At 47.9% G+C, this 15,195-nt stretch carries 15 protein-coding genes; all 15 read right to left on the reverse strand.

Annotated features, from left to right (window positions below; genetic code table 11):
- Positions 1–55: 55 nt before the first annotated feature.
- Positions 56–616, reverse strand: a complete 561-nt coding sequence (locus PYL13_RS16555) for a sugar transferase (protein ID WP_275642364.1) — start codon at positions 614–616, stop codon at positions 56–58.
- 175 nt (positions 617–791) lie between these two features.
- Positions 792–1,736 carry a glycosyltransferase family 2 protein gene (locus tag PYL13_RS16560; protein ID WP_368077690.1) on the reverse strand — a complete coding sequence of 315 codons (945 nt, stop codon included), beginning with the start codon at positions 1,734–1,736 and terminating at the stop codon, positions 792–794.
- Positions 1,705–2,118 (reverse strand): GtrA family protein, encoded by a 414-nt coding sequence (locus PYL13_RS16565; RefSeq protein ID WP_275642366.1) that lies wholly within the window; start codon positions 2,116–2,118, stop codon positions 1,705–1,707. The genes PYL13_RS16560 and PYL13_RS16565 overlap by 32 nt, the downstream gene beginning before the upstream one ends.
- A gap of 11 nt (positions 2,119–2,129) precedes the next feature.
- The gene (locus PYL13_RS16570) at positions 2,130–3,041 is read right to left on the reverse strand and encodes a transketolase family protein (protein ID WP_275642367.1); all 912 of its coding nucleotides are present in this window, start codon (positions 3,039–3,041) and stop codon (positions 2,130–2,132) included.
- A complete protein-coding gene (locus PYL13_RS16575) occupies positions 3,041–3,853 on the reverse strand; it encodes a transketolase (protein WP_275642368.1) in 813 nt (270 codons plus the stop codon). The genes PYL13_RS16570 and PYL13_RS16575 overlap by 1 nt, the downstream gene beginning before the upstream one ends.
- The gene (locus PYL13_RS16580) at positions 3,850–4,896 is read right to left on the reverse strand and encodes an NAD-dependent epimerase/dehydratase family protein (protein WP_275642564.1); all 1,047 of its coding nucleotides are present in this window, start codon (positions 4,894–4,896) and stop codon (positions 3,850–3,852) included. Before PYL13_RS16580 ends, PYL13_RS16575 begins: the two co-directional genes overlap by 4 nt.
- Before the next feature lies 1 nt (position 4,897).
- Positions 4,898–5,749 carry a phosphotransferase family protein gene (locus tag PYL13_RS16585; protein WP_275642369.1) on the reverse strand — a complete coding sequence of 284 codons (852 nt, stop codon included), beginning with the start codon at positions 5,747–5,749 and terminating at the stop codon, positions 4,898–4,900.
- Positions 5,742–6,692 carry a sulfotransferase family protein gene (locus tag PYL13_RS16590; protein ID WP_275642370.1) on the reverse strand — a complete coding sequence of 317 codons (951 nt, stop codon included), beginning with the start codon at positions 6,690–6,692 and terminating at the stop codon, positions 5,742–5,744. The genes PYL13_RS16585 and PYL13_RS16590 overlap by 8 nt, the downstream gene beginning before the upstream one ends.
- On the reverse strand, positions 6,689–7,768 hold the full coding sequence (locus PYL13_RS16595) for an acyltransferase family protein (RefSeq protein ID WP_275642371.1): 1,080 nt from the start codon (positions 7,766–7,768) through the stop codon (positions 6,689–6,691). The genes PYL13_RS16590 and PYL13_RS16595 overlap by 4 nt, the downstream gene beginning before the upstream one ends.
- A 2-nt stretch (positions 7,769–7,770) precedes the next feature.
- Complete coding sequence (gene rfbG, locus PYL13_RS16600) at positions 7,771–8,847, reverse strand: CDP-glucose 4,6-dehydratase (RefSeq protein ID WP_275642372.1); 1,077 nt, start codon at positions 8,845–8,847, stop codon at positions 7,771–7,773.
- A gap of 1 nt (position 8,848) precedes the next feature.
- On the reverse strand, positions 8,849–9,622 hold the full coding sequence (rfbF, locus tag PYL13_RS16605; RefSeq protein WP_275642373.1) for a glucose-1-phosphate cytidylyltransferase: 774 nt from the start codon (positions 9,620–9,622) through the stop codon (positions 8,849–8,851).
- 12 nt (positions 9,623–9,634) lie between these two features.
- A complete protein-coding gene (locus PYL13_RS16610) occupies positions 9,635–11,530 on the reverse strand; it encodes a hypothetical protein (protein WP_275642374.1) in 1,896 nt (631 codons plus the stop codon).
- A 374-nt stretch (positions 11,531–11,904) separates the two neighbouring features.
- A complete protein-coding gene (locus tag PYL13_RS16615; RefSeq protein ID WP_275642375.1) occupies positions 11,905–12,822 on the reverse strand; it encodes an NAD-dependent epimerase/dehydratase family protein in 918 nt (305 codons plus the stop codon).
- Position 12,823: 1 nt separating this feature from the next.
- Positions 12,824–14,074 (reverse strand): glycosyltransferase family 4 protein, encoded by a 1,251-nt coding sequence (locus PYL13_RS16620; protein WP_275642376.1) that lies wholly within the window; start codon positions 14,072–14,074, stop codon positions 12,824–12,826.
- A complete protein-coding gene (locus PYL13_RS16625) occupies positions 14,055–15,194 on the reverse strand; it encodes a glycosyltransferase (protein WP_275642377.1) in 1,140 nt (379 codons plus the stop codon). Before PYL13_RS16625 ends, PYL13_RS16620 begins: the two co-directional genes overlap by 20 nt.
- Position 15,195: the final 1 nt, after the last annotated feature.

Consider the following 15,195-nt stretch of genomic DNA (forward strand, 5'->3'; position numbering starts at 1 on the left):
ATCACTGTAAATTTGACGCCAACCTCGAAACATGAAAGCAAGGCAACCTCTCTCGTTAAGGCAACTTTGACGCGGCGTCCCCAGTACCGCCACCAAGAACCGTCCTTGCAAGTATTGCTAAGTCACCCAAAATGCTTTGGTTATCAATATACGCCCTGTCCGCGACAGCCAACCGATCCGGTTCGGACATGTCTATCCCAGCCAACTGTGCGATGCCTGTAATACCAGGCCTGACATCAAAAACGGCAAGTTTCCGGCGTTCCGAAATCACCTCAGATTGTTGGGGAAGGCAAGGTCTAGGACCAACAAGGCTCATATCACCCTTCAAGACGTTGATGAGCTGCGGAAGCTCATCCAATTTATACAACCTTAACCGCTTACCTAAAGGGGTTATCCACGCAGTCGCGGCATCATGTGACGCCACATCGGGCGTGCCAAATGCCATCGTTCTAAACTTCAAGCACTTAAAGGGCTTTTCATGAAGCCCAACACGCGTCTGGACAAAAAAAGCGGGGCCAAAGGACGTCCGACGGATAACAATTGCAATGACCATCATAACAGGGAACGCAATTATCAGGCCAAGTATCGCAGCTAAAAAATCCGTTAAACGCTTCATTAATCGCCCCCTATATGTATCTTTTTTGTCTTAATGTTTCTAGGCAACAACACCAACGAAACCTCGAACTCGATCACACCCAACACCCATACAACGTTAAAGTTTTCTCATAAGGATGGTTACTGCGAGTGCCTTCAAATCACAAAAAAGAAAGAATGAAATCACGGTAAAAGCGTCAAAAATTAATGCGCTCTGCCTCAACGACTAAGGGTAGTTTCCTTACTTGCGTTTGGATTGCACCGATGTACTCCCCAAGCAACCCAAGAAAGATCATTTGGACAGCACCAAAGAAAAACAAACCAATCAACAGCGGTGCGGTCCCGATCTCAAATGACTGCCAAAAAAGTAATTTGGCAACAAAATAGCAACAAGCGATAACTAAACTTACAAAAGCTAAACCAAAGCCCATTATGGTCATCAGTCTCAACGGAACTTTGGAATGTTTTGTAATTCCGAGCATAGCAGTGTCGTACAAAGAGTAGAAATTTTGACTCGTTACACCACGCACACGTCGAGGCTGTTTGAATGGAACAGTCGCAATTGGAAACCCGATCTCACACACCAGCCCACGGAAGTAAGGATAAGGATCATCTAACTGGCCCAAGATATCGATAACGGCTCGATCAAAAAGGCCAGAACCGGTCGCATTCTGCACCAAGGGGACTTCCGAAATTTTGGTTATCATACGGTAATATAACTTCCGTAGTCGAAACATTATGAGCGATTCATCGCTCATCGGTTTAACCGCCATCACAGTCTTGAACCCGGCCTCCCACTTCTCAACAAATTCTCTGATTATTTCCGGCGGATCTTGTAAATCAGAGGCTATCAGTACAGCAGCATCTCCGGTTGCCTGCAACAGACCATGGTACGACGAACGTATATATCCGAAGTTTCGGGTATTTACGATTATGCGCAAAGATGGATCAGTTGATGCTCGGCTCCGAAGCATCTCTACGGTCCGGTCTGTCGAGCAGTTATCGATGCAAAGATGTTCGTACTCGTACGGAAGCGTTTGCATAACCGCGGCAACGCGGTCGCACAACTCGGTGACGTTCTCTTGCTCGTTGTAAAGTGGTGTAACTATGCTAAGGCGTCTGATCATTTGTGTCGAAGACATATAGCGTGTTGAGGCAATAAGCAAGAAGTGCCAAAGGTAGAATTAGCACGATCGCGCCCGCGTAAGCCTCGATGCCGAGGCGCAACAGCAAGGCAAGTCCGATAACATTCACACAATAGATAATTACATAAACAAGTACGAAACGCACAATTCTCCGATCGTCGTTGCATCCAAAAACCAGTTTGCCTGTACTCTTAAAATTGAATGCCACGCCGAGCACAGTGGCAACAGCAGAAGCAACGCTGTAGTGCAGACCAAGCCAAATCATGAGACAAAAAACGCTGTAGCCAACCAGTGTGTTTAATAACCCGACTAGCAAAAACCGCAACAGGCGTACCTCGCCTGCGAACACGGCACTAACCCATCGCATCGCTTGCTCCACAATGGCTTCCTCTAAGCGGGCTCTGAGCCAATTGTAAGGCCAGCCACCTTGCGTAAATATTCCTGCGTCCCCGAAACCCCAATGAATCTGTCAGCGATACCGACCCGCTTGATGCGTGGCATACGGGTTAGTAATCCCTTTGCATAAAGGTCACTAAACTCTTCTACCAGCGAACTACCGAAACCACCGCTCAGTTGATGCTCCTCCAAAGTGATAATACTCTCGTATTGCTCTGCAAGCATTCGCAACACGTCCGTCTCGTATTTGCCAATAAAAGGTGCACTATAGACGGACCAATCATCGCCTGATTTATCCAATTCGGACAGAGCGTCTCCAACGATCGCTCCTGTTGCCAACACTGCAGTACCGTTTCCTTTGCGTAACTGCCGGAACCGTCCGGGCCGCAACTTAAGCGACTGTTCAATAGGACGTAACGGTGGTTCTCCAGCCTTGTTAAGCCGAACGTAGCCAGGGCCACGATGATTAGCCATAAACCGCGCGGCAGCTTGAGCCTCTGCGGGGTCTGCAGGTGAGCACACAAGCATATTTGGGAGACTACGCAGCATCGCGATATCCTCCGTCGTATGATGTGAAACACCTTGTGGTCCGTAAGCATATCCTGCACCGACCGACACTATTTTCACATTGGCTTCATGGTAGCATACGTCATAACGAATTTGCTCCATGCAACGTAGGGTCGGAAAATTGCCTATAGAATATGTGAATACGTTGTATCCTTCGCGAGAAAGGCCCGCAGCTACTTGCGTCATGTTTTGTTCCGCAATACCGGCATTTAGATAACGATCAGGGAAGCTTTCTGCAAATGTCTCTAAGACAGAATACCCAAGGTCGCCACAAATGAGAAAGATATCATCATGTTTTGCCGCGAGTTCACATAAACTTTTAACGAAGTTAGTGCGCATCAAACGACTCCAAGCTCAATTCGGGCTGCTTCATAATCGTTATCGCGCGGGGACTGATAATGCCATGCAAGCTGATGCTCCATGAAGCTTACACCTTTACCTTTTACCGTATGTGCGATCACGCAATGGGGTTTTCCCATTCGGGTCGCCTTTGCGGTGCGAAAGCTTTGCTCGAGCAATGGGAGCGAATGACCGTCTACTTCGGTTACTTCCCAGTTGAACGCTCGAAATTTATCAGCAAGCGGCTCAAGTGCCATTACTTCAGCAACTGTACCGAAGCTCTGAATTTTATTGTAATCTACCACAAGTACTAGGTTGTCCAGCCCGTGATGTGAGGCGAATAGGATGGCTTCCCAATTCGATCCTTCATCCAGTTCACCATCACTGACAATCGTAAAGACTGAGTAATCCACGGAGCGGCGCTTGCCGGCGATTGCCGAGCCGCAGGCGACACCCAACGCGTGCCCCAAACTACCGGTAGAAAGCTCGACGCCTGCCAACTTATGATTCACGTGTGAGGTGAAGTAACTGCCGTTTTCGGTGAACTCCGTCAGCAAATCAAGTTCAGGAAAAAAGCCTCGCAACTCTAATGCTGCGTAGAGCGCCGAGCATGCGTGACCCTTGCTGTAAAACAGTCTGTCCCTTGTCACACTTGTTGTTGTGTCCGGTGCAATATCGAGTACGCCGTTGTAGAGTACTGCCAGTACGTCAGCCACCGAAAATGCACCGCCTATATGCGACGTACGCTTGCGGTAACACAACTCCAGTACTCTCAGTCTTATATTATTTGCAAAATGCGCGGTGTCCATCATGCAGGCGGCCTTGTTAATAAAGGATAGTACCAAGCAATAGTTCGGCGAAGAGCCTCACTAAACGGGATAGTAATTGCTAGATCGAGCTCATTTTGCGCACGTGTAATATCCGGCACATAGTATTCTGTGGTAGAATCTTGGAAACGCGTGCCTTGAATTCGGATATCAGGTCGCGCGATGTCCGCGACATGGGCAACTGCCGCGGCGAGCGCGGCAATCGAAATTGCTTCATCTGATCCTACGTTGTAAGCACGATTAGACGCGCCACGCAGCAAAATTCTGAGCAACCAGATAACTAGATCTGAACCGTACATGTATGATCGGTGCGGAGTACCATCTCCCTTAATTAAGAAAGGCTCTCCACGTATCGCATTTGCTATAAAGTTCCCTGCGGCAAACTGTTTGTCGAGTGCAAGGTAAGGACCAACCTGTGCAAAAACTCGTGCAGAGCTGCACTGTAATCCACTTTCAGCCGCATAAGCAGTTCCTAGCCATTCGGTGGCAAGTTTTCCGAGGCCGTAAGCAGTATTCAACGCATCTGGGCGAAGTGCACTAACAAAATCCTCTGGTACATTTTTTATTGAGGGCTGGATACTGCCATAAACTGCACCAGAGCTCAGCAGCAGGATGCGACTAACCGAACGCTGCCGACAGAATTCCAACAGACGGCGAGTGCCGATCACAGTTACATCAAATGTTTCTAGAGGCGTACTGTTGGCGACAACATCAGTTGCAGCATGAATGGCGTGGGTAAAGTCTCCCTTCGGAAAAACAAAATCACGGATATCCCCCTCGATCAGCGACACGGCTTTATCGCCACCTAGATGAGGATATCCTTGCAAGAAGCGTCCGGGTTGGCGGGAGAGCACAGTGACCGACATTCCCAATTCCATACTACGGTTGGCGTGGCACAATGCCTCGAGCAACCAGCGTCCGATGTAGCCCGTGCCGCCAGTGAGCAGCAAGCGCGCTCCCGCAAGCGAGCGCAAGTCCCCTTCAGCATATACCATCACGTGATCAAGGTCAGCACTCGGCAAGCGCACTTCAGGCAAGGTCTAGTATCTCCATCAGTCGCTGATCAAAGGTTAGTTTGTCGTTTACATACGTACCTTTGTGAAACGACAACCTGCATTTTATTAACAAAACCATCAAAAGGATAGCAATATCAACGTCTTTGCCCCATGGCGTATAACCGAATATGTTCGAATTAAGATGTGGGCGATTTCCAAAAAAGGTTAGCCAGTAGAGGTAGTCATATCCTTCGATTCCCCAGAACGCGTCTTCCCAGTCGACAGCAAATATACTCGTGCCGTCGAACATCAGATTGCAGGGCCCAAGATCGCCATGGCAAAGGCAGAAATGCATCTGCGATTTCATCCGGACCAGAATGTCAAAGTAGTGTGGAATTGCGCGGCGTAAGTCGGGACCAATCTGTCCACGTGCACAAAGGGTGACGAATGCCTGCTCGCTCTCTAACAATAGGCGGGAGAAATTGTCTTCCGATCGCACCCTCAGTCGCTCTGGATACGTAGCAAGTTTCTCCATATACATACCGGTTAATCGTCGGATATCTGTTGGCGACACCGGATCGGCGGGTAATAAGGCATCCATCGCAAGCCATAGGCGACCATCTTCCGTTGAGAAGCTCTCAGTATGCAAGGCAAGCCCGTAGAGATACGTTAATACGTCGATTTCCTTTTCGAGGTTTTCACGCGCCTCTAGCGATTGCCCGTGAGTTTTCAAGAACCGACGAGTACTGTCTAGTGTGGCAATGTAACAGATGCCATGTGTCCCGCCAGTAACAGGCTCTAGTGCCGTATATTTCCCGGGTAAGCTGTCTACCGAGGGTAAAGATATCTCGGTAGACGGACCACGAGCATATAGTTTGCTAAACATTATAATAGCGGCTCAAGTAATCGACCTTGTCATAGCCCAAGTGGCGCGCAACTGCAGCGGTACCGCTAGCGATCTGCAGTTTTTCTGCCGCACTCAGCTCATCTATTACGGCCTCATTGTAGTCCTTGGTACTTTTAAGCACTGTTCCCCAAGGTGCGATATCGCCCTTAATTTCAACCGCATTCCAGCTCGGATAAAGCATAGATGCTTCGAAATCGACCCCGATAAACTCCGCCACACCTCGCATAAAAGATCCCTTGTCTTCCATAAGGTCTTCATAGCGGAATATTTGTACATTCTTCGGGTACATTTTAGCATACATCTCCACAGTCGAATGGTAGATGTTCCAAGTAATAAGGTATTTACTCAAAGGTTGCGGAAAGGGGCGACGCTTTGTGTCCCGGTAAGCAGAGAACGGATTGCGCACGATATGCATGATCCTGACATCTGGGAAATCACGAACTATACGTTCGGCATCGATACCAATTGCTGGCGAATAGCCAACATATCTCATGTCATCATTTGGCTGTGCATAATAATTTTTCCAAGCGACAAAAGTCGAACGGAAGAAGGCCTCAATTACCCGGCGGCGGGTATAGGGTGCACTACCAAGAAGTCTCTCGAATTCGGCAATGCGGTCAGCTTCGGCAAGTTGGCAATCGGCATCCCTAAATTTCGAACCGTTCTTTTTCCGCAGAAAGGTTTTCATTTCCTCATCGATCATCTGCTCGTACAACTCGATAGCGGTCAGACCTTCAGGAAATTCAGGATAACGGTACTGCACACGTTCTACCGACGCGAGGAAATCGTTAAAGTTACGATTTCCGAGCTGAGATTCGAACGGATAAACTAACAACTGCGAGTGTCCATCCAAATGGCGATGAGTGACATTACCGCCATGCTCAAACCCGGCGGAAATCATGACTAACTTGAATTGGCTCATACAGATGCTCCTTGAGAATATTGAGGGCGTTCTGACGTATTTGATACAATTTGTGAAGGCGCTTTATTTCGGATGTATCGGTATCGGTACCTATCGATGTATTTTTGCAAGTAGCGCTCGATCAAAAAGCTAAGTGAAAAACTCGCAGATATAGTAGCCAGCAGGAGGATTTCACCTTGCAAACCAACACTTTTAAAGATGCTCAAAAGCAAGAAGTGATTTAGGTAAATCCCGTATGAAAGGTTCCCCAGCAAGCTCCCGACTGGGTGGGACGTACGTTCGAATAGCAGCACAACCGCTAGCGAGAATAAGCCGATAAGGAAAAAATGGGTTACAACCCCACCCAACTCGAAACTCGATTCTCCATTGAGCAGCAGTAGGCATAGCAACAAGCCTAGAATGACCGATCTCTTGTGTGACAGATGTTGCTTCAAGCGGTCCACAAGGGGATGCGCGGACAGAAAGTAAAGTCCGCACCCCAGTAAAAAATAACCGTAATTGCCAAGGGGGAAAAAATATGAGAGGCGATCACTGTTTGTATAAATAAGCGCTAGATATTTAACGCCCATAAGAATTACAAAACCTAGAAAATATAGTATCGGGCGAGGCCTACGAAGAATCAACGGCACAGTGAGATAGAACAACAACTCGCTACCGATTGACCAACTCTGTCGCACTGGCAGCAGATAATGAAGAGGTTCGTTGACTGAAACGATATCCTGGCCAAACAGGAAAATCGTAAGTGCCCCCATCCATATACCGTACTCACCACTATCGGAAAATAAATTGAAGATTAGCTCATCATTACCAATATATGAGCCAGCAACCAACCAAACGCTTGCGGTCATGACTAGCAAAAGCAAATAAGTTGGCCACAATCTCAGAGCGCGATTTAAATAGAAAATTCGAGCGCCGTGCACGGCCTGATGATATTTGGTCGTATATACCGCCGCCATATATAGGCCTGAAAGCACAAAAAAAACCTGTACGCTAGCACGAGCTCCGATACTATGAGTCCAAAACCCTGCATGGCTAGCCAGCACGACCAAGGCCAGAGTAAACCGAACGAGCCCCATCCTCAGCCTTTCATCTTGCGGGTATAGTCTTCAATATCATCCAGGGTATAAGACTTCATGTCAGCACCGGCAAGAAATGCCTGCTGCCAAGCGAGAATGCGTTTTAAAGCTTCCTCCAAAGACCAGCGAGGTTGCCAACCAAGGCATTGGCGAGCCTTGGAGGAATCAAGCTTGAGGTAGTGGGCTTCATGTGGCTGGGGAGCCGAGTCAACGGTCCATTGGGCCGATTGACTCCAACCTTTAGTAAGAAAATTGGTGATCCATGAGACCGAGCGGGTATCTTTATCATCTGGACCGAAGTTCCATGCCTCAGCAAACGATATCCCGTCTTCATAGAGCTTCTCAGCGAGCAAGACATATCCAGCTAATGGCTCTAAAACATGCTGCCACGGACGTATTGCATGCGGTGAACGGATGTTTACTGTTTCACCAGCTACTATCGCGCGCAGAATATCGGGCACAAGCCTATCCTCAGCCCAGTCCCCCCCGCCAATGACGTTGCCAGCCCGCGCTGATGCAATTGCCACCCCATGCGCCTCGTATAACGCTACTGGAAAATATGATGCGCGGAATGCTTCCGTAACTAGTTCAACGCAGCCTTTGCTATTACTATAGGGATCGTGGCCACCCATAGGATCCCGCTCTCGGTAACCCCAAACCCATTCACGATTGTCATAGCATTTGTCGCTAGTAACGTTCACCACCGCCCTTATGCCAGGCGTTTGCCGTATGGCTTCCAATAAGTGTACTGTACCCATCACGTTAGTTTGGTACGTCTCCACTGGATGCTTATAGGAATATCGCACCAGCGATTGCGCCGCGAGATGTAGTATTATTTCGGGAGCGGCGTCCTTGACCACTCGCTCGACAAGAGCAAGATCACGGATGTCACCAAGAATAGAAGTAATACCTTCTCCCACTCGTGCTATTTCGAATAGGCTTGGGCTAGTCGTGGCAGGCAGAGCGAAACCGGTGACATCAGCGCCCATTTGACGCAGCAACAGCGTCAACCAAGAGCCCTTGAAACCAGTGTGCCCCGTGATTAGAACACGCTTATTCTTCCAAAAACTTGCGTTCAACTTACCATACCTTCCAAGGCGCTTTGCCCTGCTCCCATAATTGCTCCAACAGTGTGCGATCACGCAATGTGTCCATAGGCTGCCAAAAGCCATGATGTTGATATGCCGACAGTTGGCCTCGCAAAGCAAGCTCTTCAAGCGGTTCACGCTCCCAGACCGTACTGTCGCCCTCAAGCAAGTCTAAGACCTTAGGAGATAAAACGAAAAAACCACCATTTATCATCCCACCATCACCTTTAGGTTTCTCCGCGAAAGTTATGACCCTATTGTCGGAGTGTATATCGAGTGCACCAAAGCGCCCCGGAGGATAAGCGGCAGTTAGCGTCGCCAACCCTCCTTGAGCATTATGAAAAGCAATCAAATCATGAATATTAACGTCACTTACGCCGTCGCCATAGGTGAAGCAGAACGCCTCCTCATCACTCAAATAGCCAGCGACTCTCTTCAGCCGGCCGCCCGTCATTGTTTCTTCGCCGGTATCTACCAAGGTTACTTTCCAAGGTTCGGCATGACGCTGGTGTACCTCCATACGATTTTGTGCCATATCAAAGGTCACATCCGACATGTGCAAAAAGTAATTCGCGAAATACTCCTTGATAAGATAGCCCTTATAACCGCAGCAAATAACGAAGTCGTGGATACCATAGTGTGAGTAAATCTTCATGATATGCCACATTATTGGCTTACCACCGATTTCAATCATTGGCTTGGGTTTCAAATGGGTCTCTTCGGAAATGCGGGTACCTAGTCCACCGGCAAGAATCACAGCTTTCATAACACTCTCCTGTTAGGGCGCTTCTTGATGCACTGACGGCCTCGCACGCTCACAGGCTTCTATCGCTTCCTGCGCAACCCGTGATGGCTTTAGGATTCGCTGACTGTAGCGTTCAGCATACCCGCCTGCTCCGGCTGCTGTTTTGAAGGATCCCGCAAGAACATAATCGGAGACGAGATTTGCGCCGAAGCTTTGGGTGACTTCGCTTTCATCCAGGCTACGAGGCCCACCCGGCTCAACCAAAAGCCAGGCATTGGCAAGGGTAGCGCAAGATTCACCGTTCAAAGTGGCAATAGCTAACGCGTCGCTGCCCGAATACGACCCCACAAACCACGGCTGCCCAGGACTGCGCGCCTTAAGATCATACAACAGGCCAGGCGAACGGCCAGTGAGATCGATCATTGGATTTCCAGCCGCAAAACCTGCTTGTTCCACAACACTCCGAACCTCAGCCAGATAATCCCTAAACCCATTGCTCACCAGAACATTGCCTTGGTCGCGTAGGTTCCAGTCAACATAATTATCGCTAAAAAAAGACTCTTGCCGATATGGTGCTTTGACTGCCTGTACCAGTAACGGAGCACAAACTCCTTGCAGGAGAACAACAAGTGCACAAAGCAAGGAAACATCACTAGATTGGCGAAGCAGTGGAGTTAGGAAAACCAACCCCGAAGCTACCCAGAAAAACCCTGCTGCGCTCCCATGCGACCAATAATTCCCATTGGTGCCAAACGCATAGATATGAGGAGCCACAAGCAATAAAAGAGCGAGTGGGATCATAGGGCGCAACGATTTTAATTCTCGCCATTCGAACAATGCAATGAACAAAATAGCTCCAGCAGGCACCGAAAATAACACAACCCCACGGAAACCGAGAGCTGGAGCATTGGGCCAAAGCAAGTAAGCGACCACTATCGGCGCCAAAAAAAATCCGCTGACGGTAAAAACCTGAGACAACATAAACCAGCGTCTCAGTGCCAATGCACCTACAATGATCATCAGAATGATAAGAATCATTATCATCTGCTCGCGCGAGCTGAGGTTCATGTTATCAATTCGGAAAATCTTATTAAATTCTTGCCCGCTCCCCAGGAGATCCAACATACCAATACTGTTGAGAACCCGATTGAAGAAACCTCGTATTGAGCCGTCAATTGCGATGGCGCAGGCTAGCGTTAGACTCGCAGCTAGAGACGCAGAACCGCATATCGCTAGATAGTTCCGCCGACCGGACGCCATTAGACAGGCCAAGACAGCCGGCGCCAACAGCGCCGCCGTGCTTGGCTTAGCAAGAAAGACAAGCCAGCCTCCGACACCAATACACACCCACCCAAGTAAGCGTTGCCACGAGTAGTAATTAATCGCAATGGCCAAACCTGTGAAGGTCAGCATCATACCCTGCAGCGTTAGTGAATTGTAACTGGGGGTAACGAGCCACCAGAGCGCAAAATAAGTTAGCGAAGTTGTAGCGATCCCAGCTGTCATTGCAGCGAAACTTATGGATTTCGTATTACTATGCGGCAATAATTGTCGCATAAGCACGACACTCAGAAGCCACGTGACACCAAAAGTAACCAACACATTTACGCGCCGTAATGCAACAGCATCTCCGCCTAAGAAATTGTAAATGGGATGATATACAAAGCCGAAGAATGACACGGGTATATGAATGCTATATGCGGCAGGCTCTGCTAACCAAAGAAAATAAAATCCCTCGTCAGTGAGATCAAATCCATAGCTGGAATAAACTATGGTAAACGCTAGCATTGCACCACTTGTAACAAGTGAAAAAACGGGAAGCAACCTTGCCACAACATTTGAGAAGCAGTCTAAACGCTGCCTAGAGCCGGTACCCAAAATTGACAATACAAAGCTCTCCCACTCAACCGCGACGTTGATATTCGCCAATTATTTGCATGAAAGTCCGCGACTTCACGCTGTCACGAAAATATCAAATCGCGACGCGTTGGTACCGGCTCTGCAATGCTTGGTCAAGGTAGCCCTGGCGCCAAGTCCAACACTCAGTGATGTATTGGGGATGGATATTGGCTTACTCGGTCAATTCAAAGTGTAAGCAGGAACACTTACCATTCAACGATCGAAGATTCGTCCGGTCCCGCCTCTCTGCAGATTCAGGAATACGAAACACTGAAGAGCGTCGACGAGTACGAAGCTAGATATATATAGATTTGGATTCGTTAGAAACCAAGCACGTGAAGACATGGCGCGAGAAGAACACTTAAGAAGAGAGACCAGTCATGTGTTGCCGTCACTCGACAAGATTATCTGTTCATCACCGCCTCGGTCATGCAGCTTTCAGGAGTATACGGTGGGGACCATTTACATTCATTCCACGCGTGTTCCCATTCAATCGTCATAGGCTTTGAAAGGCTTTCATATTCCCTTTTTCGCCCGGCAAATTCACTCGCTCTACTGAAAACGAAAGAGGGAATTGAAAACAAACGTAGACGGAGGTTTTTGAAATTTGCTATTTTTGTAACTAATTCTAATGTCGACCAATCCGAACCATCGCCAAAAACAAACGTCGAAATTTCAGGTAACTCAGCCTGTGTACACGCAATCAAAAAGGACGATAGGTTCTGAACAGATGTGAATGATCTTTTGGAAGTCATAGATTTAAAGGGAAGCGGCATTCCAAACTCGACGAGTTTTAATAAGCGTGCGAAATTTCCCGGACTTTGATAACCATAAACCATTGCTGGTCGAACAATGCACAACTCCATATTTAACGAGAAACACAACTCCCGTAGTGCTTGCTCCCCCGCCCATTTCGACCGAGCGTATGGTGTGTCCAATCGTAGTTCCGAATCCGCTCGAATTGGATTGATAGACCAGTTACCATGCACAGCCATCGTACTGACAAAAACGAACCGTTTCACACCGGAATTGTATGCAGCCAATGCACAGTCGACAGCCAGTTGGCGATTGGCAGCGTCAAAATCCTTCTCTCCAGAAACGCCCCCCTGCGCGTGAGCAAGACCAGCCAAATGAATAACGCTGTCACAGCCTTCAAAGAGGCTTGGGGTAGGCTGATTAACTGACATTGATCGCCAAACCGCATTAGCCGGCAGAACGTCACATGTTTCTGCGCGACCTATAGCAAACACAGGGCCTGTTTCCGACAGTGTCCTTACTACTGCTGATCCAATGTAACCGCTCGCACCTGTGACGCCGATCATTCTACTTAACACCCATCAGCTTGATATAATTCTCAGCAAGGACATCATAACTATGGTTCCTGATGACCCAATCCTTACCACGTGCTCCTAATTTTTGACGTTCTTCTATCGAAAGGTTCGCCAGACTATCGATTGCACGGGATATATCTTCTGGATCCCGAGGATCAGCTGTTGAACCACAACCCGCTTCGGAAACGGGGTCGTTACCAGATGTCACAGCAAAAACGACCGGTAGTTCTAATAGCATGTAGTCGAAAAGTTTGTTCGGGCTAATCCCAAACCGGAATATCGGTTCAGGTCGCAAAGAGATAAAACCTGCGTCTACGTCATTTAGAAGACAAATTACTTCTTTTTTCGGGATTTGGTCGAAAACTGCAACTCGGTGTGCAAGGTTCCTATTCTCTATGAGCGAGATGATGTCGGCCTTTAGGTCACCTCTCCCAACGATGACTGCGTATACGTTGCTATCTTTACGAGCTTGAATAGCCAGCGCAGCGATCAATGACTGAACGTGGTTTGGCCGTCCCAGCGCGCCCGTGTACGCCAAAACAAATTTACCCTCTTCACGCCACTGACGAACGAGTCTGATTGCAGCGTTGTCGACAATTGAATTCTCAGAATCAAGATTCAAAATCCCGTTGGGTATGTAATGCCAGCGCTTTTCACTTAAGCCTCTTTCGAGCATATGGGGTTTTGTACACGGCAACAGTGACACTACTTGATCCGCAGTGCGATAAGCACGCCTTTCAAGCCAGTCAGTGAACCGGACAAGCGGATGGGAAGGGGAAACTCCAGCCAATTCGACCAAGCTCAGCGGCCATAAATCGCGCACCTCGAAAATTAATTTTGCGGAAAATCGCTTCCTCAAATATTCCCCCGCAAGATATGCATAAGGGTGGGGAGAAGATATAATTATTCTGCTTGGGCGACCATAACGTCGCGCCAAAGAACCGGATCTCAGGATAATTGCTGCGGTGAAAGCAGCCATATTTAATAGACGTCGTACTCCGTTTCCTTGATATTCAAAGCTCTTTAAAAACTCGTACAAAACGCCCTGAATTACAGTCGGACCGGGATGGCACCGCTGATCAAGCAAATGGTGATCGGAGCACGTGATCACAACACATTTCTCACCCCTCTCCTGCCAACACTTGGCGAGATGGTATGGGCGATCATACCGGCCAACTCCAGGTCCACCAGCATAGGGATGAATAATCCAAATGGAGCCAGGATTAGACAAGACGAGACTCATTATATGCGCCTAAAAGACGACGGACTTCATTACTCCATTGCAATTCGCCTGCTGCATGTTGAACATTTTTTCGTTTATTTGCGATATCACTAGAATCCAACTTTGCCACAGAACTAGAGAATTCGTGCTGATCGTCAGACCCAATCCAACCACAGTTGAACCGATTGATCAAACTAATGTGCTCTAGGAGAGGGCTAGCTATAATAGGAATACCAGCATGAATATATTCAAATATCTTGTTCGGTAGAGAATAGTAATATGAAAGACAAACATTATCAGTCATACAGATGCCGACATCTGCGAGACGCGTAAAATTCAGTACATCGTTTGGAGCGACAGGTGGAAGATAGTGTATATTATTGAAATTTGATGCGGCGTGCTCTACTAGGTCAACCAGTGGCCCACTACCCATACAAACAAGATCACGATCAGGTAGCTTTGAAAAGACCTCTAATAGACGCTCAATACCACGACCATGCATAAGACCACCTTGGTAAATGAATAATAGTCTTTCATTTTCCAAGCCGATATCATTTCGTTGAACGTAACGGTGGTCACCGTTAGTTATTATAGATTGAGGAATGTTACGTACCACAGTTGGTCGGATGACATCGTAGGTTTCCGCATACCAATCCGCGATGGAATCGCTAACCACAAATACCAAATCGCACTTTTTAATTAATACACGTTCAACAACTCGGCCAATTTTCTGACGTATGCCTTTGTATCCCACTGTTTCAGTCTCTAGTTCATGAGTGTCATAAACAAGTTTCGCTTTGGAAAAATGTGCCAGCAGAACACAGAGCGGTAAGACCGCAAGACTGTGAGCGTTGACGCACGAAATTTCACGCTTTCTCAAATAAATGAGTACGTTTATCGACCATACGAGCGTGATAATGACCTTTGAAAGGAATGCGCCAAACGCACTGATTTCCGGCCTTTTTAGGCGCACTAACGTTCTTTTATCATCAAGTTTTTCACGTTCAGGCAGACCTTTACGTGCGACACCGATCACTTCAACCTGGTCGAAAATATCGGCTCCAACCAAAGCTTCCGTTATTCGCAGTATGCGACTTTCATGCGTGAGATTGGAAGGATAAACATGAACATTCAGGGTCACA

The organism is Agrobacterium sp. Azo12 (assembly GCF_029193765.2).
Classification (GTDB): Bacteria; Pseudomonadota; Alphaproteobacteria; order Rhizobiales; family Rhizobiaceae; genus Agrobacterium.

What these genes read in the sequence shown, in the direction of transcription:
- PYL13_RS16555 (WP_275642364.1), bottom strand. Translation starts at nt 616, where the DNA reads ATGAAGCGTTTAACGGATTTTTTAGCTGCGATACTTGGCCTGATAATT.
- PYL13_RS16560 (WP_368077690.1), bottom strand. Translation starts at nt 1,736, where the DNA reads ATGTCTTCGACACAAATGATCAGACGCCTTAGCATAGTTACACCACTT.
- PYL13_RS16570 (WP_275642367.1), bottom strand. Translation starts at nt 3,041, where the DNA reads ATGCGCACTAACTTCGTTAAAAGTTTATGTGAACTCGCGGCAAAACAT.
- PYL13_RS16575 (WP_275642368.1), bottom strand. Translation starts at nt 3,853, where the DNA reads ATGATGGACACCGCGCATTTTGCAAATAATATAAGACTGAGAGTACTG.
- PYL13_RS16585 (WP_275642369.1), bottom strand. Translation starts at nt 5,749, where the DNA reads ATGTTTAGCAAACTATATGCTCGTGGTCCGTCTACCGAGATATCTTTA.
- PYL13_RS16590 (WP_275642370.1), bottom strand. Translation starts at nt 6,692, where the DNA reads ATGAGCCAATTCAAGTTAGTCATGATTTCCGCCGGGTTTGAGCATGGC.
- PYL13_RS16595 (WP_275642371.1), bottom strand. Translation starts at nt 7,768, where the DNA reads ATGGGGCTCGTTCGGTTTACTCTGGCCTTGGTCGTGCTGGCTAGCCAT.
- rfbF (WP_275642373.1), bottom strand. Translation starts at nt 9,622, where the DNA reads ATGAAAGCTGTGATTCTTGCCGGTGGACTAGGTACCCGCATTTCCGAA.
- PYL13_RS16615 (WP_275642375.1), bottom strand. Translation starts at nt 12,822, where the DNA reads ATGATCGGCGTCACAGGTGCGAGCGGTTACATTGGATCAGCAGTAGTA.
- PYL13_RS16620 (WP_275642376.1), bottom strand. Translation starts at nt 14,074, where the DNA reads ATGAGTCTCGTCTTGTCTAATCCTGGCTCCATTTGGATTATTCATCCC.